The organism is Aliivibrio wodanis, from assembly GCF_052920805.1.
Window position 1 is genome coordinate 176,844 of the sequence record NZ_JBREXA010000002.1, and the last position, 18,322, is coordinate 195,165.

At 38.7% G+C, this 18,322-nt stretch carries 17 protein-coding genes and 1 tRNA gene; 10 read left to right on the top strand and 8 right to left on the bottom strand.

The window, feature by feature from the left end; all coding sequences use genetic code 11:
* Positions 1–4: 4 nt before the first annotated feature.
* From ACU5DF_RS08745 to folD, 3 genes are all read right to left on the bottom strand, one after another.
* On the bottom strand, positions 5–1,273 hold the full coding sequence (locus tag ACU5DF_RS08745) for a YeaH/YhbH family protein (RefSeq protein WP_446712585.1): 1,269 nt from the start codon (positions 1,271–1,273) through the stop codon (positions 5–7).
* Between the two features lie 77 nt (positions 1,274–1,350).
* The gene (locus ACU5DF_RS08750) at positions 1,351–3,285 is read right to left on the bottom strand and encodes a PrkA family serine protein kinase (RefSeq protein WP_446712586.1); all 1,935 of its coding nucleotides are present in this window, start codon (positions 3,283–3,285) and stop codon (positions 1,351–1,353) included.
* Between the two features lie 186 nt (positions 3,286–3,471).
* Positions 3,472–4,329, bottom strand: coding sequence for a bifunctional methylenetetrahydrofolate dehydrogenase/methenyltetrahydrofolate cyclohydrolase FolD (gene folD, locus ACU5DF_RS08755; RefSeq protein WP_122033989.1), 858 nt, complete (start codon positions 4,327–4,329; stop codon positions 3,472–3,474).
* A gap of 264 nt (positions 4,330–4,593) precedes the next feature.
* Between folD and ACU5DF_RS08760 the strand changes: the two genes are divergently transcribed.
* Positions 4,594–4,670, top strand: a tRNA-Arg gene (locus ACU5DF_RS08760).
* 109 nt (positions 4,671–4,779) lie between these two features.
* Positions 4,780–6,237, top strand: a complete 1,458-nt coding sequence (locus ACU5DF_RS08765) for a protein adenylyltransferase SelO (RefSeq protein ID WP_446712587.1) — start codon at positions 4,780–4,782, stop codon at positions 6,235–6,237.
* A 289-nt stretch (positions 6,238–6,526) separates the two neighbouring features.
* On the opposite strand, the gene ACU5DF_RS08770 is transcribed toward ACU5DF_RS08765, so the two are convergent.
* Both ACU5DF_RS08770 and cspD read right to left on the bottom strand, forming a co-directional pair.
* On the bottom strand, positions 6,527–7,075 hold the full coding sequence (locus ACU5DF_RS08770; RefSeq protein WP_446712588.1) for a DUF4136 domain-containing protein: 549 nt from the start codon (positions 7,073–7,075) through the stop codon (positions 6,527–6,529).
* 110 nt (positions 7,076–7,185) lie between these two features.
* The gene (gene cspD / locus ACU5DF_RS08775; RefSeq protein ID WP_045102553.1) at positions 7,186–7,407 is read right to left on the bottom strand and encodes a cold shock domain-containing protein CspD; all 222 of its coding nucleotides are present in this window, start codon (positions 7,405–7,407) and stop codon (positions 7,186–7,188) included.
* Between the two features lie 394 nt (positions 7,408–7,801).
* On the opposite strand from cspD, the gene clpS reads away from it, so the two are divergent.
* Positions 7,802–8,122 (top strand): ATP-dependent Clp protease adapter ClpS, encoded by a 321-nt coding sequence (gene clpS / locus ACU5DF_RS08780; protein WP_045102552.1) that lies wholly within the window; start codon positions 7,802–7,804, stop codon positions 8,120–8,122.
* Positions 8,123–8,165: 43 nt separating this feature from the next.
* Positions 8,166–10,421, top strand: a complete 2,256-nt coding sequence (gene clpA, locus ACU5DF_RS08785) for an ATP-dependent Clp protease ATP-binding subunit ClpA (protein ID WP_045102551.1) — start codon at positions 8,166–8,168, stop codon at positions 10,419–10,421.
* A gap of 99 nt (positions 10,422–10,520) precedes the next feature.
* Here clpA and infA read toward each other — a convergent pair whose 3' ends face one another.
* The 3 genes from infA to aat all read right to left on the bottom strand — a co-directional run bounded on the left by infA (position 10,521) and on the right by aat (position 12,237).
* Positions 10,521–10,739, bottom strand: a complete 219-nt coding sequence (gene infA / locus ACU5DF_RS08790) for a translation initiation factor IF-1 (RefSeq protein WP_005420180.1) — start codon at positions 10,737–10,739, stop codon at positions 10,521–10,523.
* Between the two features lie 89 nt (positions 10,740–10,828).
* Positions 10,829–11,521: an arginyltransferase gene (locus ACU5DF_RS08795; protein ID WP_045102550.1), complete on the bottom strand. Its 693-nt coding sequence runs from the start codon at positions 11,519–11,521 to the stop codon at positions 10,829–10,831.
* 2 nt (positions 11,522–11,523) lie between these two features.
* Complete coding sequence (aat, locus tag ACU5DF_RS08800) at positions 11,524–12,237, bottom strand: leucyl/phenylalanyl-tRNA--protein transferase (RefSeq protein WP_446712589.1); 714 nt, start codon at positions 12,235–12,237, stop codon at positions 11,524–11,526.
* 198 nt (positions 12,238–12,435) lie between these two features.
* Here aat and aroA point away from each other — a divergent pair, with 198 nt between their 5' ends.
* The 6 genes from aroA (at position 12,436) to lapB (ending at position 18,257) form a co-directional block, all read left to right on the top strand.
* The gene (gene aroA / locus ACU5DF_RS08805; protein WP_446712590.1) at positions 12,436–13,716 is read left to right on the top strand and encodes a 3-phosphoshikimate 1-carboxyvinyltransferase; all 1,281 of its coding nucleotides are present in this window, start codon (positions 12,436–12,438) and stop codon (positions 13,714–13,716) included.
* 159 nt (positions 13,717–13,875) lie between these two features.
* A complete protein-coding gene (gene cmk / locus ACU5DF_RS08810; RefSeq protein WP_045102547.1) occupies positions 13,876–14,550 on the top strand; it encodes a (d)CMP kinase in 675 nt (224 codons plus the stop codon).
* 96 nt (positions 14,551–14,646) lie between these two features.
* Positions 14,647–16,320 carry a 30S ribosomal protein S1 gene (gene rpsA, locus ACU5DF_RS08815; protein ID WP_045102546.1) on the top strand — a complete coding sequence of 558 codons (1,674 nt, stop codon included), beginning with the start codon at positions 14,647–14,649 and terminating at the stop codon, positions 16,318–16,320.
* A 59-nt stretch (positions 16,321–16,379) separates the two neighbouring features.
* The gene (ihfB, locus tag ACU5DF_RS08820; protein WP_045102545.1) at positions 16,380–16,661 is read left to right on the top strand and encodes an integration host factor subunit beta; all 282 of its coding nucleotides are present in this window, start codon (positions 16,380–16,382) and stop codon (positions 16,659–16,661) included.
* 134 nt (positions 16,662–16,795) lie between these two features.
* Complete coding sequence (locus ACU5DF_RS08825) at positions 16,796–17,080, top strand: LapA family protein (RefSeq protein ID WP_045102544.1); 285 nt, start codon at positions 16,796–16,798, stop codon at positions 17,078–17,080.
* Positions 17,081–17,087: 7 nt separating this feature from the next.
* Positions 17,088–18,257: a lipopolysaccharide assembly protein LapB gene (lapB, locus tag ACU5DF_RS08830; protein ID WP_446712591.1), complete on the top strand. Its 1,170-nt coding sequence runs from the start codon at positions 17,088–17,090 to the stop codon at positions 18,255–18,257.
* Positions 18,258–18,322 lie beyond the last annotated feature (65 nt).

Sequence of the window (18,322 nt, forward strand, 5' to 3'; positions counted from 1 at the left end):
CCTCCTAAGCCAATTGTTTTTGAAACAACTCTCTGAAAATCGGGTAGATATCTTCAACCGATCGAATGTTTTTCATCGCAAAATTATCAAATCCCTGAGCGAGTTTTTCATATTCTGTCCATAAGGTTTGATGGTGGCGTTTGGTTATTTCAATGTAAGAGTAATACTGGCAATTTGGGAGAATCGATGCGGTAAGCAACTCTTTACATTTTGGTGAGTCATCAGCCCAGTTATCGCCATCAGAAGCCTGAGCTGCATAGATGTTCCATTCATTGACTGGGAACCGCTCAGCAATCACTTCTTTCATTAATCTTAATGCACTGGATACCATTGTTCCTCCCGTTTCTTGGGAGTAGAAAAAGTCGTGTTCATTAACTTCTTTTGCTTGAGTATGATGACGAATAAAAACAACTTCGACATTTTCATAGGTACGAGTAAGGAAAAGATAAAGCAGTACATAAAAACGTTTGGCAATGTCTTTTGTTGCTTGATCCATTGAGCCTGACACGTCCATTAAACAGAACATTACCGCCTGACTTGATGGAATAGGGGTGCGCTCGTAATTTTTATAACGTAAATCAAAAGAATCAATATAAGGCACGTGCTTAATTCTTTCTCGTAATGTTTCGATTTCTTCTTTCATCTTACGTACAGAGAGAGGTTGAGCTGGTTCGCTGTTTTTAATCTCTTCTAACTCTTTTTCTAATTCAGCAAGCAGTCGTTTTTTTCCTGCCGTCATGGCGGTTCTACGGGCAAGAGATTGTTGTAATGAACGAACAATATCGATATTAGAAGGGACGCCAGCCGTTTGGTAGCCTGCTCGATGGGTTTCCCACTCTGTAATTTTCTGAACTTGATTCTTTTCTAAATTAGGTAGTTCAAGTTCTTCAAATAAAATATCTAAATATTCATCTTTGGAAATTTGAAAACTAAACTCATCTTCGCCTTCTCCATCAGCGCTGGCATCGCCGTCTCCAGCACCACTGCCACTGCCACCTTGTGGGCGTTCAATTTTATCGCCTTTGATGAATTGTTCATTACCAGGAAGCACGCGTTCACGTATTCCACCTTGTCCTTGATGGAAAGCAGGCTCAGAGATATCTCCCTTAGGTATCGAGATACTTTCACCGCCTTCTATGTTTGTCACTGAACGCTGATTAACGGCATCAGAGACGGCACGTTTAATTTGTTCTTGATGACGGCGGATAAAGCGCTGTCTATTCACGGTACTTTTCTTTTTCCCGTTTAATCTTCTATCAATAAATTGAGCCATTAGTTACCCCTTATTTTGCTAGGGGCAGCCCATTAAGTAATGAGCTGCAACATAATCTCGAAAATAAAAGAGTTTTATTATGAAGATTTACGTACACGTAAGTACCATTCTGCCAAAAGGCGAACTTGCTTTCTGGTGTAGCCTTTTTCCATCATTCGAGCGACAAAATCGTCGTGTTTTTTCTGATCATCGGTGGATGTTTTGCCATTAAAGGAAATCACAGGCAGTAGATCTTCAGTATTTGAGAACATTTTCTTCTCAATAACGACACGCAGTTTTTCGTAACTTGTCCATATTGGATTTTGGCCATTATTATTGGCTTTAGCCCGCAGAACAAAATTTACGATTTCGTTTCGGAAATCTTTTGGGTTACTTATTCCAGCAGTTTTCTCTATTTTTTCTAGCTCATCATTAAGGGCTGAGCGGTCAAATAATTGTCCGGTATCTGGGTCACGGAACTCTTGGTCTTGTATCCAAAAATCGGCATAGACAACATAGCGGTCAAAGATGTTCTGACCATATTCTGAGTAAGATTCGAGATAAGCGGTTTGGATCTCTTTGCCAATAAACTCTATGTATTTAGGCACTAAGAAACCTTTTACAAATTCGGTGTACTTATCTGCAATGTCTTGAGCAAACTGTTCACGCTCAATTTGTTGTTCAATGACGTAGAAGAGGTGAACAGGATTTGCTGCAACTTCAGTTTGATCAAAATTAAATACGCGTGAAAGGATCTTAAAGGAGAATCGAGTTGATAAGCCTGACATCCCTTCATCGACTCCGGCGAAGTCTTTATATTCTTGGTAACTTTTGGCTTTTGGATCGGTATCTTTTAGTGTTTCACCATCATAAACACGCATTTTAGAGAACAGTGATGAATTTTCAGGATCTTTAAGGCGAGACAATATAGAGAACTGAGCCAAAATATCTAAGGTACTTGGGGCACAAGGGGCATGATAAAGCTCACTGTGTTCAAGTAGTTTTTGGTAAATTCGAACTTCTTCTGAAACACGTAAACAATAAGGGACTTTGACGATATAAACCCTATCTAAAAAGGCTTCATTGTTTTTATTGTTTCGAAAAGTTTGCCATTCTGACTCATTTGAGTGCGCTAAAATCATGCCATCAAAAGGCAGGGCTGATAATCCTTCTGTACCGTTGAAGTTACCTTCTTGTGTTGCTGTTAGTAGAGGGTGAAGTACTTTGATTGGCGCTTTAAACATCTCTACAAACTCCATTAAGCCTTGGTTGGCTTTACATAAGGAGCCTGAGTAACTATATGCATCGGGGTCATCTTGGGCAAAATGCTCTAATTGACGAATATCTACTTTACCAACAAGAGATGAGATATCTTGATTGTTTTCATCACCCGGTTCGGTTTTTGCTATCCCGATTTGGTCGATAATTGATGGGTGAACTTTGATCACTTTAAATTTGGTAATGTCACCACCGAACTCATGTAATCGCTTTGCTGCCCACGGAGACATAATTGAACGTAGGTTGCGAGGTTCAATACCGTATTCTTTTTTTAGTAACTCGCCATCTTCTGTGACATCAAATAAACAGAAAGGGTGGTCGTTGACAGGGCTTCGTTCTCCATTAGCACTCAAGACATAAATGGGTAACTTCTGCATTAAGCTTTTTAGTTTTTCAGCTAATGATGATTTACCGCCACCTACTGGACCTAATAGGTAAAGCACTTGTTTGCGCTCTTCTAGACCTTGAGCGGCATGCTTAAGATAAGAAACAATTTGTTCAATTGGCTCCTCCATACCATAGAAGTCTTTAAAGGTCTCATAGCGAGAGATGACACGATTAGAAAAAATACGACTCAGCTGAGGATCAAGTGCAGTGTCGATTACTTCTGGTTCACCAATGGCGATAAGAAGCCTTTCTGCTGCATTTGCATAAGCACTTTTGTCGTTACTACATAATGACAAGAAATCCTGCAGTGATATTTCTTCATCTTTTGCTGCTTCATAACGGGCTTGATAGTGGTCAAAAATACTCATATCCATTTCCTCTTGTCGTCCATAGTTCGAATCGTTCTTATCTAAGGTTAGTAACTAAACCCTTATTTTGTCCAAGAAAAAACCGAAAATAGAATGAAAATTAATCGAGAAATGTGGTAATGCGCAGGTATAAAAAAGGCGAACCTTAAAAAGCTCGCCTATTGATATTTCTATCACTTTATTTGTTTATTTGCTGTGGTATTGCTCACAAGCTAATAAGGTATTCTCAATCAAACTAGCCACTGTCATTGGGCCAACACCACCAGGAACAGGAGTGATATAGCTTGCTTTTGTTTTTGCGACATCATATTCAACGTCACCAATTAATTTACCTGAATCTAAGCGATTAATGCCAACATCGACCACAACCGCACCTTCTTTTATCCACTCGCCAGGGATGAAGTTTGGTTTACCTACTGCAACGACAACAAGGTCGGCTTGACGAATATGATGCTCAAGATCTTTTGTGAATCGGTGACAGGTGGTGGTGGTACAGCCTGCAAGAAGTAACTCTAACGTCATTGGACGACCAACGATGTTTGATGCACCAACAACAACCGCGTGCATTCCACGTACTTGAATATTGTAACGATCAAGCAGAGTGATAATACCTTTTGGGGTGCATGAGCGTAATTTTGGAATACGTTGAGAAAGACGGCCTACATTGTATGGGTGGAAGCCATCGACGTCTTTTTCTGGGTCAATACGCTCTAAAATTTTAGTACTGTCCATTCCTGCAGGAAGAGGAAGTTGAACTAAAATACCATCAATTTCAGCATCTTGATTTAATGTGTCAATAATAGACAGCAATTCAGCTTCTGTTGTTGTCGTTGGTAAATCATAAGATTTTGAAATAAAGCCGACTTCTTCACAAGCTCGACGTTTACTTCCAACATAAACTTGAGAGGCAGGATCTTGTCCTACTAATACTACGGCTAGCCCTGGAGCACGTAATCCGGCTTCTACGCGAGCTTTAACACGAGCCCCAACTTCTGAGCGAACAGTTTGGGAGATAAGTTTTCCATCGATAATTTGAGCGGTCATAATAATCCTATACAAGGGCTTTGACTGATTGACGTGCGTATTGTCTCAGAATTAAATAGTAATAGCTAGACGCAAACGATTGCTTTCTCCGTTTGTGAAGTTATAAAAATAATAGTACTCATAAATATGCTATTGAACATGAAGTTAAAGGCCTATATTTAATCAAACAATAGGCAATCTGCTTTATTTTTCAGCATTCAGTAAGATAATGATAAGAAAAGGATTGATCTGTTTTCGTATATTCGTATAATCCTACCCCATAGAGCGCCCTTAGCTCAGCTGGATAGAGCACCTCCCTTCTAAGGAGGTGGTCGAAGGTTCGAATCCTTCAGGGCGTACCAAATTGAAAAGGCCGCATTAACCTCATGGTTAGTGCGGCTTTTTTCATTTCTGTTATATCATTTATCAATATGCTAGCGTTACGACATTGCTCGTTAATGGAATACACAAATGTCTTTTTGGAACGCTTTTTCGATTACTACTCGTTACTCTGAATTACCTCGTTGTCTCTTTACTCAAGTAAATCCTAGTCCGTTAGATAATACGCGCTGGATTATGTGGAATAGTGAGTTAGCGGAGCAATTTGGTCTGCCTCTAATCCCAGAGAATGCACCTGAATTATTGTCTGCATTTTCGGGTGATAATCTTCCTTCTGTTTTTTCTCCTTTAGCAATGAAATATGCGGGGCATCAATTTGGTAGTTACAATCCAGATCTCGGAGATGGACGAGGACTTTTATTGGGTGAACTTGCTGATAAATCAGGAGTTAGTTTCGATCTTCACCTCAAAGGTGCTGGTCGAACGCCGTATTCACGCACTGGTGATGGCCGTGCGGTATTACGCTCTACTATCCGAGAGTATTTGTGTAGTGAGGCGATGGCAGGCTTAGGGATCCCAACAACAAGAGCATTAGGGATGATGACCAGTGATACTCCTGTCTTTAGAGAGGGTTACGAAACGGGAGCCTTACTTATTAGAGTCGCAGAGACTCATATTCGATTTGGGCATTTTGAACATCTTTTTTATTCCTATTTATTGGCAGAGCAAAAATTATTAGCGGATAAAGTAATTGAATGGCATTTCCCTGATTGTGCTCATTCTGATAAACCTTACGCAGCTATGTTTAATGAGATTGTTGATCGTACTGCTTATATGATTGCGCAATGGCAGGCGGTTGGTTTTGCTCACGGTGTAATGAATACCGATAACATGTCGATTATTGGTCAAACCTTTGATTATGGTCCTTTTGGTTTTCTTGATGATTATGAACCTGGTTATATTTGTAATCATTCTGATTATCAAGGGCGTTATGCCTTTAATCAGCAACCAAGAATTGGCTTGTGGAACTTGTCAGCTCTGGCGCATTCTCTATCCCCATTAATTGATAAGTCAGATTTAGAGTCCTCTTTAGATCAATATGAAACGCAGCTTCACGGTTACTTTAGTCAATTAATGAGAGATAAATTGGGACTCCTTTCTAAGCATGAAGGAGACAGTCGCTTATTTGAATCAATGTTTGAGTTGTTGTCACAAAATGCGGTGGATTACACTCTATTTATGCGAACACTTTCTTATTTGGATAGTAAAGATAAGCAAACAATTGTCGATCTGTTTGTTGACCGAGAAGCAGCAACGTTGTGGGTGGATTTATATTTAACCCGCTGTGAATTGGAAGAGGATAGCGTTGAACTTCGTTGTGAGAAAATGAGAGGGTTCAATCCTAAATATATTCTTAGAAATTATTTGGCGCAGCAGGCTATTGATAAAGCTCAACAGGGCGATTTTAGTGAGTTAGAAATATTATTGTTATTATTAGAAAAGCCATTTGAAGAACATACTGAGTTTAGACAATATGCTCAATTACCTCCTGAATGGGGTAAGAAAATGGAGATTAGTTGTTCTTCTTAATTGCTCTTTAATAATGGTAATTAAAGTATTTACACGAATTTGTTATAAAAAAAGCAGCTAATTACAGCTGCTTTTTTTATTTTAAATTGGCAATTTTTTGTTTCTTTTCGTTTAGAGCGATAAGAGCATTAAAAAGAGACAGTTTATTATTTTTTTCGAAGATATTTCGTTTTGACTTAATCATGAGCTTTGGACTTCTTTAATTGGGATAGAAGTAAGATACGGGACGCTCATTTGTAAATCAATTGTTAATTATTGGTTGCAGTATAGTGTATCTTAATTGTGTGATCTAAGTATTGTTTTTTAAGCTATTAAACATAAAATTCAGTAATTCGCTGATAGCTTTTTCTTTTTGGTTACTCTTCTCTATGTTGGTATAGCCTTGAGCAAGTGCTGACCATGAAGGGGAAAGCTGACTTGGTAAGAAGATAGCGATAAAAATACTGGCTTTATTATTTCCCTCGGAATCTAGAGGCTGTAAGCCTGCAAGTAGCCCTGTTTTGTTAAGGATTTGTGAGTCACTTATTTTTGTATCAACACCTAAGCCATAACCAATATAAAAATCGGCTTGTATTGCATTATCTGTGTAGGTGAAGCCTTTTTGCTCCAATTTATTTTTTAAGGATAAAATAAATTGTTGTTCTACTTCATTATTATTGAGTGTTGAATTTAAATAATTAGCATTGATTGTCGGGTGCCAAGTAAAACTTTTTTTGTCTGATAGTACTTCGGTGATATTACCTGTTGTAACTATATTGATGGTACTTTTTTCTTGGTGAGCTTCTGACACGCAACCATTAAGAAAAAATAATAAAGCAAAAGAAATTAAATATTTCAAAATAGGGACCTAACAAAGAAAGATGGAAAGAAATGAGAGTATTTCTGAGGAGATAGGTTCAAAAAAGGTGAGTAATAAATACTCACCTTTTAGAACGTTGATAGAGAAGCCTATTTAACTGCTTCACATTCAAGTGGTTTTATTTCACTAGCATGAAAACCTTTAGGGCCTTCATGAATCTCATAGGTGACGGCTTGCCCTGCTTTTAATGTTCGGTAGCCATCCATTTCTATAGTGGAATAGTGTGCAAAAATATCACCGTCTTCACCTTCAGGACAAATGAAGCCAAACCCTTTGGCGTTATTGAACCATTTAACTGTACCTGTTGCCATGCTATACATCCCTCTGCATTTTTAATTACCTAGCATAATGGTTATCAATTAAACATTTGTTTAATTGATAACCACTACTCGTACACTTTATTAAATCTAAAGAGGGAGTCAAGAACAAATTGTTCACTTTTGTAACATTTGTGTTTAATATCATATTTAAGATTAACAATATTATCAGTAATATCAATTTGATAAATAAAGTGGTTATAAAGAAAAAAACACTCTATTCTTTATTTTAGTATCGTTGTTGTTTATATTCGATTAGACAATAATTAAGTGAATAAGAACACTAAAATAGCATCTTTTGTTTGATGTAGCCCTTAGACTAGATTAGGCTAAAGTGAGATGCTTTGAAGTATCAATAATATTATTTAGCTGAAAATTAGTTGTCGAAATGAGTAAATTATATGAATGGGTTTCTCCTGATTCAGATGTTCTGGAATTGGAGAAAACAGGGTTAAAACCACCGCCAATGTATAAAGTGGTTTTGAATAATGATGATTACACTCCTATGGAGTTTGTTGTTGAAATTTTAGATAAATTTTTTTCCATGGATTTGGAGAAAGCGACACAATTAATGCTTACAGTGCATTATGAAGGGAAAGCAGTATGTGGGGTTTTTACTGCTGAAGTTGCTGAAACAAAAGTTGCGCAAGTTAATACGTATTCGCGTGATAATGAGCACCCACTACTGTGTACAATGGAGCAAGCGTAAGTTTGTTCGTTACACCATTATTTGGTGTTTTGGGAGGGTTCCTATGTTAAATAAAGAATTAGAAGCAAGTTTGAACAGTGCGTTTGCTCGTGCACGTGAAAAGCGTCATGAATTTATGACAGTAGAGCACCTACTATTTGCTCTATTAGAGAACCCATCAGCTCATGAGGCATTGTTAGCTTGTCATACTGACTTAGATGCTTTAGCTGCTGAGATCGATGAATTCATTACACAAACTACACCATTAATTCCTGTTGATGACGAAAGCCGTGAAACACAGCCAACGCTAAGTTTTCAGCGTGTTCTTCAACGTGCTGTTTTCCATGTTCAATCTTCAGGGCGTAATGAAGTTACTGGCGCAAATGTCCTTGTTGCTATATTTAGTGAACAAGAATCTCATGCCGCCTACCTCCTTAAAAAGAATGATATTAGTCGCTTAGATATTGTTAATTTTATCTCACATGGTGCACCTGAGCATCGTGATGATCATTCTGATTCAAATAATGCAGAAGCAGCAGTAGAATCTGGCTCTGAAGATAAATTAGAAAGCTTTGCAACAAACCTAAACCAAGTAGCTAAGAATGGGGGAATCGATCCTCTGATAGGCCGTGATCAAGAACTTGAGCGAACTATTCAAGTATTGTGCCGTCGTCGTAAAAATAACCCACTATTAGTTGGTGAAGCTGGTGTAGGTAAAACAGCAATAGCAGAAGGTCTTGCTTGGCGTATTGTTGAAGGACAAGTTCCTGATGTAATTCAAGATTGTATTATTTATTCTTTAGATATTGGTTCCCTATTAGCAGGTACCAAGTATCGTGGTGACTTTGAAAAACGCTTTAAAGCTATTTTAAAGCAGCTTGAAAAAGAAGAACATGCGATTTTATTTATTGACGAGATTCACACTATTATTGGTGCGGGAGCCGCTTCTGGTGGTCAAGTTGACGCTGCGAACTTAATTAAACCTCTACTAAGTAGCGGGAAATTACGCTGTATTGGCTCAACAACTTATCAAGAGCACAGCACTATTTTTGAAAAAGAACGTGCTTTGGCTCGTCGTTTTCAAAAAATTGATATTTTAGAACCATCTCTTGACGATACTACTAAGATCTTAATTGGCCTGAAGAGTAAGTATGAAGAGCATCATGAAGTTCGTTATACCAATAAAGCGCTACGAGCGGCGGTAGAACTGTCGGCTAAGTACATTAATGAGCGTCATTTACCAGATAAAGCGATTGATGTTATTGATGAGGCGGGCGCGCGCTGTCGTTTAACTCCTATCAGTCGTCGAAAGAAAACCATCAATGTTGCTGATATAGAATCAATGGTAGCTAAGATGGCTCGTATTCCAGAAAAATCAGTATCTTCTAGTGATAAAGATGTGCTGAAAAAACTGGATGCTAAGCTTAAAATGTTAGTGTTTGGACAAGACCAAGGCATTGATGTGTTATGTGAAGCAATTAAGTTAAGTAGAGCAGGGCTAGGTGCGGATAATAAACCGGTTGGTTCATTCTTGTTTGCAGGTCCAACAGGGGTTGGTAAAACAGAAGTAACGGTTCAATTAGCAAAAGCACTTGGTATTGAGCTTCTTCGTTTTGATATGTCTGAATATGGTGAGCGTCATACCGTCAGTCGTTTGATCGGCGCACCCCCAGGTTACGTTGGTTATGAACAAGGTGGCCTACTAACAGATGCAGTAATTAAACATCCTCACTCTGTGGTTTTACTTGATGAGCTAGAAAAAGCACATCCAGATGTTTTTAACTTACTACTTCAAATTATGGATAATGGTACGCTGACAGATAATAATGGTCGTAAAGCAGACTTCCGTAATGTGGTTTTTGTTATGACAACCAATGCGGGAGTTCAAGAAACGGTGAAAAAATCGATTGGTCTTATTCAACAAGATCATAGTACTGATGCGATGGCTGCGATTAAAAAAATATTTACGCCTGAATTTAGAAACCGTTTAGATAACATTATTTGGTTCGAACATTTAAGCAAAGATGTGATATCTCTTGTTGTTGAGAAGTTCATTGTAGAATTGCAAGTTCAGTTGGATTCTCGTGGTGTTTCAATGGAAGTATCACAAGAAGCGAAAGAGTGGCTTGCAGATAAAGGCTATGATAAAGCAATGGGTGCACGCCCAATGGCTCGAGTTATTCAAGAGAATCTGAAAAAACCAATGGCAAATGAATTGTTATTTGGTGAGCTAGTTAACGGTGGTACGGTTCGAGTTAAGCTTAATAAAGGCGGAGAGCTTGCCTTTGAGTTTACTAGTGAAGCAGAAGCTGTACATTAATAATATAGTGCAAATTATATTCGATAATAAAAAACCCAGTCATTGACTGGGTTTTTTTATTGTTTATTTATAGCAAACTAAGTTGCTAAAAATGACAAATTAACGAGCACGGAAGACGATACGGCCTTTAGATAAATCGTAAGGCGTCATTTCAACTGTTACTTTGTCACCAGTAAGAATACGGATGTAGTTTTTACGCATTTTACCTGAGATATGAGCAGTAACAACGTGACCGTTTTCTAATTCTACACGAAACATAGTGTTTGGTAGTGTATCTAGAACCGTGCCTTGCAGCTCAATTGCGTCTTCTTTTGCCATTGAATCCTCTTTATATAGATAGCTTTGGCTGATTTTTAAGCAGCTAATATTGCTCTTAAAAATGATGTATGTAAAGTTTGGTGGGCATTTTACCCTTGCCAGACCATATTTACTAGCTTTTGGTTAGGTTTATATCGATCTTTATATTTCATCGCTGGGCAATCATCTATTTGATAGCCCGGATATAACCAATTTTTACCAAGGTTTATACATAATTTAATCTGAACTAGGATGGATATAGTTCCAAGAGATAACGGGTGTTCAGGTTCAAAAAAAGTATACATAGCACTTATAGAATCAGAAAGTATGTCTGTAACGGCAATGGCAATAAGCGTATTATTTTCATAAATATGAAGAAAATGATTAGTTAACCAATCAGCATGAGAAAATTCAAAGAACTGTTCTTTATTCGCGGGAAACATAGTACCTGATTGATGACGAGCATTAATGTAACGTTCATACAATGAAAACCATTCAGGATCCATTTCTGTTTTTATTTCCCAAGTAAACGAAGATAATTTATTTAAAATTCGTTTCTGATTCTTACTAGGTGTGAATTCATTCGCGTTTATTCTTAAGGGTTGACAAGCATTACAAGCTTCACACATCGGTTTATATACAGTAGGCCCACTGCGTCGAAAGCCTAAGCGAATCAAAGTTTGATAACCAAGAGGAGAATGAAGATCTGTATCCATAGCTACACCAAGGCGCTCTTGTTGTCCAGGTAGATAGCTACAAGGGCCCTCAGGGGTTAAGCCCACTTGAAGAGAAAATTGACTCATGATTAGAAATTATTCCCAATAGGTTGTGGAAGATAACAGTGTGAACTGACTGTTTGGTTAGCTAATTGATCTAACTTTATCTTGAAGTCGGCTCTTTTCATTTCGATTGCACCTAAACTTTCAAGGTGAGGGTTCATCATTTGGCAATCAATCAACTGCCCGCCAGAAGCCACAAAGTGCTCACAAAACTGCCATAGTGCTATTTTAGATGCATTTGTTTGTAATGAGAACATAGACTCACCACAAAATACTTGACCAATTTGGAGGCCATACAGTCCACCAACAAGTTCATTATTACACCAGACTTCAACAGAATGACAGATACCTGATATCGCGAGGTGTTTATAAGCCTGGATCATTTCAGGCATGATCCACGTCTCTTCTGAACTTCTAGTGGATGCACAAAGTTCAATCACTTGAGCCGTTGATTTGTTTATAGTGACTTCATAGTTCGATTTTCTAAAAAACTTTTTTAAACTCTTCGATGGTGAAAATTGAGCCGGTAAAAAAATACCTCGAATACTCGGGCTCCACCATAAAATAGGATCACCAAAACTATACCAAGGGAAAATACCATGTTGGTAAGCATTGAGTAGACGAACTGAAGATAAGTCTCCCCCCATTGCAAGTAATCCATCAGGATCATTTAATGCACTTTCGATGGCTGGGAACGGACTTGTTCCATTTAAATCAACTTGGGGTAAATAGATAGTCATAAGTAAAAGAAATAAGTATTCATTATTTTTAAGTAAAGAGACGACATTGCCTCTGGTACAACGCTTTGGTTTTCGTTACTCTGAAAGTATGAAGAATAACAAAAAATAACAATGAAAGCTGAAACAGCTATGCAATCATGAGGTGAAAATACCGAGCGTAGCATTATTATTTATTTGTATAGGAATTTTTACATAAACATGGAAAGCTTAACTCTTCAACCAATTTCAAAAATTGATGGTCAAATAAATCTACCTGGCTCAAAAAGTGTTTCAAATCGAGCATTATTACTTGCCGCATTGGCTTCTGGGAAAACCACACTTACTAATCTACTTGATAGTGATGATATTCGTCACATGCTTAATGCATTAAAGTCATTAGGTGTTGAATATAATTTATCCGAAGATAAAACAGTTTGTGAAGTTATTGGCTTAGGCCAAGCTTTTGAGCCAAGTGAAGCCTTGGAGCTCTTTCTTGGTAATGCAGGAACAGCAATGAGACCATTAGCGGCTGCATTATGCCTTGGTAAAGGTGAGTTCGTTCTTACTGGCGAACCTCGCATGAAAGAGCGTCCCATTGGTCATCTAGTTTCCGCATTAAAAGCGGCTGGTGCTGATGTTGAATATTTAGAAAATGAAAACTATCCACCATTAAAAATTAAAGGGACAGGCTTAAAAGGCGGAACGGTAGAAATTGATGGCTCTATCTCAAGTCAATTTTTAACTGCTTTTTTAATGGCGGCACCATTATCAACTCAAGATACTACGATTAATATTGTTGGTGATTTAGTCTCTAAACCATACATTGATATTACATTAGATATAATGGCAACGTTTGGAGTTAAGATTGATAACCAAAACTATCAAACCTTTGTCGTTCCAGCTAATCAAACGTATGTAGCGCCGGGGGACTTTCTTGTTGAAGGTGATGCATCGTCAGCGTCTTATTTCTTAGCGGCTGCAGCCATTAAAGGTGGTTCGGTTAAAGTCACTGGTATTGGCAAAAAAAGCATTCAAGGTGATGTTCAGTTTGCTGATGCGTTAGCGGCTATGGGGGCTGATATTGAATGGGGTGATGATTATGTTATTGCACGCAAAGGAGAGTTAAAAGCCGTTGATATGGATTTTAATCATATTCCTGATGCCGCGATGACAATAGCGACAGCAGCGTTATTCGCAGAAGGTACGACTTCTATTCGCAATGTATATAACTGGCGTGTAAAAGAAACGGATCGCTTAGCGGCGATGGCGACAGAATTAAGAAAAGTGGGTGCAGAAGTCGAGGAAGGTGAGGATTACATTACGATAACGCCACCTACATCATTAAAGCATGCCGCGATTGATACTTATGATGATCACCGTATGGCGATGTGTTTTTCACTCGTGGCCTTGAGTGATACGCCAGTGACGATTAATGATCCTGGTTGTACATCAAAAACGTTCCCTGATTATTTTGATAAATTAAAAGAGTTAAGTGTGTGATTTTTGATTTATAAGTAACAGTACGATTTTATTGACATAAGCCCTGTATAAAAAGATATAGGGCTTTTTTAGTTTTTGGCTATCTAGAGTATATAAATAATCTGACTTGGGTATAATGCGCCCGTAGAAACCAATCACAATAAATAATTGGAGAACTCCATGACAACTCATTCACCAGTCGTTACTGTTGATGGTCCAAGTGGAGCAGGTAAAGGCACGTTGTGCATGTTACTTGCAGAAAAGCTAGGTTATAACTTATTAGATTCTGGTGCGATTTATCGTGTGCTAGCATTAGCAGCAATCCACCATGGCGTTGATTTAGATTCAGAAGATGCACTTGTTCCTCTTGCTGCAAATCTAGACGTACAATTTAAAGCCGAAGGTGATTTAGTAAAAGTTATCTTAGAAGGCGAAGATGTATCTTCTGAACTTCGTAAAGAAGAGACCGGAATGGCGGCTTCAAAAGTCGCGGCATTACCACAAGTACGTGAAGCTTTATTGCGTCGTCAAAGGGCTTTTGCTTCCGCTCCCGGTCTTGTTGCTGATGGCCGAGATATGGGAACTGTCGTATTTACGGGCGCAGAAGTTAAGATATTTTTAGATGCAAGTGCGGAAGAACGAGCGAATCGCCGAATGAAGCAGTTGCAACAGAAGGGGTTAGATGTTAGATTTGACCGTCTTTTAGGCGAAATTCAAGAACGTGATGATCGAGACCGCAATAGAGCTGTCGCGCCATTACGTCCTGCTGAAGACGCTTTAGTATTAGATTCAACGTCAATGAATATTGAAGAAGTTGTAGCTCAAGCTATTGCTTTTATTGAATCTAAGCTATAATTAAAAACTTAGTTAGTTGCAAGGATGATAACTAACCTTACTATCAACCCCATGCGGTAGGATACCCATGGACGTTTAATATTGAAGATCAAATTAATGACTGAATCTTTTGCTCAACTCTTTGAAGAGTTTCTATCTGAAACTGAATTCCAACAAGGCAGCATCGTTAAAGGTACTGTAGTAGCTATCGAGAACGGTTTCGTTCTTGTTGACGCTGGCCTAAAATCTGAAGCAGCAATCCCAGCTGAACAATTCAAGAACGCTGCTGGCGAACTTGAAGTTGAAGTTGGTTCTGAAGTAGACGTTGCTCTTGACGCTGTTGAAGATGGTTTCGGTGAAACTCAACTTTCTCGTGAGAAAGCGAAGCGTCACGAAGCTTGGATTCAACTTGAAAAAGCATACGAAGATGCTGAAACAGTTATGGGTGTTATCAACGGTAAAGTTAAAGGCGGCTTCACAGTTGAACTTAACGGTATCCGTGCATTCCTACCTGGTTCTCTTGTTGATGTACGTCCAGTACGCGACACTCTGCACCTTGAAGGCAAAGAGCTAGAGTTCAAAGTAATTAAGCTTGACCAAAAACGTAATAACGTTGTTGTTTCACGTCGTGCTGTTATCGAATCAGAAAACAGTGTTGAACGTGATGAGCTACTTGCTTCTCTACAAGAAGGCATGGAAGTTAAAGGTATCGTTAAGAACCTTACTGACTACGGTGCATTCGTTGATCTAGGTGGCGTTGACGGTCTACTACACATCACAGATATGGCTTGGAAGCGTGTTAAGCACCCATCTGAGATCGTAAATGTTGGTGACGAGATCAATGTTAAAGTTCTTAAGTTCGATCGTGAGCGCACTCGTGTTTCTCTAGGTCTTAAGCAACTTGGCGAAGATCCATGGGTAGCTATCGCTAAGCGTTACCCAGAAGGTCACAAACTTTCTGGTCGTGTTACTAACCTAACTGATTACGGCTGCTTCGTTGAAATCGAAGAAGGCGTTGAAGGTCTAGTACACGTTTCTGAAATGGATTGGACTAACAAGAACATCCACCCTTCTAAAGTTGTTAATGTAGGCGACGAAGTTGAGGTTATGGTTCTTGAGATTGACGAAGAACGTCGTCGTATCTCTCTAGGTCTTAAGCAATGTAAAGCTAACCCTTGGCAGACATTCGCTGAAGCGCAAGCTAAAGGCGACCACGTTACTGGTAAGATCAAATCTATCACTGACTTTGGTATCTTCATCGGTCTTGACGGCGGCATCGACGGTCTAGTTCACCTATCTGACATTTCTTGGAATGCTACAGGTGAAGACGCGGTACGTGAGTACAAGAAAGGCGACGAAATCTCTGCTGTTGTTCTAGCTGTTGATGCTGAGCGTGAGCGTATTTCTCTAGGTGTTAAACAAATGGAAGAAGACCCATTTAACAACTACCTAGCAGACAACAAGAAAGGTACTCTAGTAAACGGTACTGTTTCAGCTGTTGACGCTAAAGGCGCTACAATTACTCTTGCAGATAGCGTAGAAGGTTACATCCGTACTTCTGAGCTTTCTCGTGACCGTATTGAAGATGCATCTCTAATCCTAAGCGTTGGCGATAGCGTTGAAGCGAAGTTCACTGGTGTAGACCGTAAGAACCGCGTAGTTAACCTATCTATCAAAGCTAAAGATGAAGCTGATGAGCAAGAAGCAATGGCAACACTGAATACTCAACCAGAAGATGGTGGTTTCGGTAGCGCAATGGCTGACGCTTTCAAAGCAGCTAAAGGCGAATAAGTAAATTTAAAGGGAGCGTAATGCTCCCTTTTCTTTCGATAACGTAGGAGAGGTCATTTATGACAAAATCTGAACTGATTGAACAACTGTGTAGTAAAAAGCCTCAACTTTCTGCTAAGCAGGTTGAAGATACAGTCAAGGAAATCCTTGAGCAGATGGCAACAACGCTAGAAGGCGGTGATCGTATAGAGATTCGTGGTTTTGGTAGTTTTTCTCTACACTATCGAGAGCCTCGTTTAGGTCGTAATCCAAAAACTGGTGATAAAGTAGAATTGGATGGTAAATTCGTTCCTCACTTTAAACCAGGTAAAGAACTGCGTGAACGTGTGAATTTCAGCTGATGTGAATTAGCATATAAAAACGGCATACTTTTAAGTATGCCGTTTTTTTATGTTCATTTTAAGGGCATTTAGGTGTATCTTTAGAGCTGTAAAATAAGAGATTATTAGATATTCATTAACTTGAGGGAAGACCAGTGAAAATTATTGTTGCTGTTTTATTAGTTTCTCTATTTCTGATTTCATTAGCTGTTGGAGCTCAGAACCAAATTGTTGTTAATTTCAACTATTTATTGGCTCAGGGTGACTTTCAGCTTTCTACTTTGTTAGGCATTTTCTTTGCAACAGGCTTTGGATTAGGTTGGTTGATTTGTGGAAGTATGTATTTGAAAGTTAGTATGACTCAACGTCGTTTACGCAAGCGCCTTGATAAGAAAACGGTAGAGCTTGATAAATTACGCTTGGATTCAACAAAAGGGTAATCGCTGAATGTTAGAGCTGCTATTCCTATTATTGCCTATTGCTGCCGGATACGGTTGGTATATGGGTAATAGGAGTGCGAGACAACAACGTCAAAAAGATACTAATCACCTGTCACGTCAATATGTGGCGGGTCTTAATCTATTGCTTTCTGATCAATCAGATAAAGCGGTAGATCATTTCATTGAACTGCTTCAAGTTGATAGTGATACGATTGATACTCACCTTGCACTAGGTAACCTTTTTAGAAGCAGAGGAGAGGTTGATCGAGCAATTAAAATTCACCAAAACCTCATTGCTCGTCCAAATCTAACGTTAGATCAACGTAATATCGCTCTGCAGCAATTAGCCAAAGATTATATGGTTGCTGGTATTCTTGATCGAGCAGAAAAAATATTTGAACAATTGGTCGATGAACCTGATCATAAAGAAGCGGCTTTATTGCAACTTGTTGCTATTCATCAACAAACTCGTGAATGGGAGCAAGCCATTACCTTTGCTAATAGTTTGGTTAAAATGGGTAAGAAAAAGCTAAAACCTGATATTGCTCACTACTACTGTGAATTAGCAATGCAAGAGCTTGCTGAGAGTAATTTAAACAAAGCCAAGCAGAATCTGAAAAAAGCATTATCAATTGATAATCAATGTGTACGTGCATCGATTATTTTGGCTAAATTACTCATAGAAGAAGAAAATTATAAAGGGGCAGCAAGCCAGTTAGAGTCAGTACTTGATCAAGATATCGACTTTATAAGTGAAGCGTTGCCGCTGTTAGCTGAGTGCTATGAACATCTAGATAGAGAAGGTTCACTACTTAATTTTTTAAAAGAAGCGATTGCAAAAGGGGCTGGAGCAAGTGCAGAGCTTATGCTTTCTAATTTAATAGCTAAGCATGAAGGCACGGCGTTAGCACAAGGTTATATGACTAAGCAGCTCCTTAAAAACCCTACAATGAAAGGTTTCTATCGCCTGATGGGCTATCATGTTGATGAAGCTGAAGATGGTCGAGCAAAAGCAAGTCTAGCAAGTTTACAACACTTGGTAGGAGAGCAGTTAAAAATGAAGCCAAACTATCGCTGCAGTAAGTGTGGTTTTTCTGCACATCGACTATTTTGGCAATGTCCTTCTTGTAAAGGATGGGGCGTTATTAAGCCTATTAAAGGTTTAGATGGTGAATAATTAAGAGGCGCAATTTGTGCCTCTTTTTTTAAATAAAATATAAGTAGATTAATTTCCCAAGGAGA

What these genes read in the sequence shown, in the direction of transcription:
- cspD (WP_045102553.1), bottom strand. Translation starts at nt 7,407, where the DNA reads ATGGCAACAGGTACAGTTAAATGGTTCAATAACGCCAAAGGGTTTGGC.
- clpS (WP_045102552.1), top strand. Translation starts at nt 7,802, where the DNA reads ATGAGTAAATTATATGAATGGGTTTCTCCTGATTCAGATGTTCTGGAA.
- infA (WP_005420180.1), bottom strand. Translation starts at nt 10,739, where the DNA reads ATGGCAAAAGAAGACGCAATTGAGCTGCAAGGCACGGTTCTAGATACA.
- clpA (WP_045102551.1), top strand. Translation starts at nt 8,166, where the DNA reads ATGTTAAATAAAGAATTAGAAGCAAGTTTGAACAGTGCGTTTGCTCGT.
- folD (WP_122033989.1), bottom strand. Translation starts at nt 4,329, where the DNA reads ATGACCGCTCAAATTATCGATGGAAAACTTATCTCCCAAACTGTTCGC.
- ihfB (WP_045102545.1), top strand. Translation starts at nt 16,380, where the DNA reads ATGACAAAATCTGAACTGATTGAACAACTGTGTAGTAAAAAGCCTCAA.
- cmk (WP_045102547.1), top strand. Translation starts at nt 13,876, where the DNA reads ATGACAACTCATTCACCAGTCGTTACTGTTGATGGTCCAAGTGGAGCA.
- aroA (WP_446712590.1), top strand. Translation starts at nt 12,436, where the DNA reads ATGGAAAGCTTAACTCTTCAACCAATTTCAAAAATTGATGGTCAAATA.
- ACU5DF_RS08750 (WP_446712586.1), bottom strand. Translation starts at nt 3,285, where the DNA reads ATGAGTATTTTTGACCACTATCAAGCCCGTTATGAAGCAGCAAAAGAT.
- lapB (WP_446712591.1), top strand. Translation starts at nt 17,088, where the DNA reads ATGTTAGAGCTGCTATTCCTATTATTGCCTATTGCTGCCGGATACGGT.
- ACU5DF_RS08765 (WP_446712587.1), top strand. Translation starts at nt 4,780, where the DNA reads ATGTCTTTTTGGAACGCTTTTTCGATTACTACTCGTTACTCTGAATTA.
- aat (WP_446712589.1), bottom strand. Translation starts at nt 12,237, where the DNA reads ATGACTATCTATTTACCCCAAGTTGATTTAAATGGAACAAGTCCGTTC.
- rpsA (WP_045102546.1), top strand. Translation starts at nt 14,647, where the DNA reads ATGACTGAATCTTTTGCTCAACTCTTTGAAGAGTTTCTATCTGAAACT.
- ACU5DF_RS08795 (WP_045102550.1), bottom strand. Translation starts at nt 11,521, where the DNA reads ATGAGTCAATTTTCTCTTCAAGTGGGCTTAACCCCTGAGGGCCCTTGT.
- ACU5DF_RS08745 (WP_446712585.1), bottom strand. Translation starts at nt 1,273, where the DNA reads ATGGCTCAATTTATTGATAGAAGATTAAACGGGAAAAAGAAAAGTACC.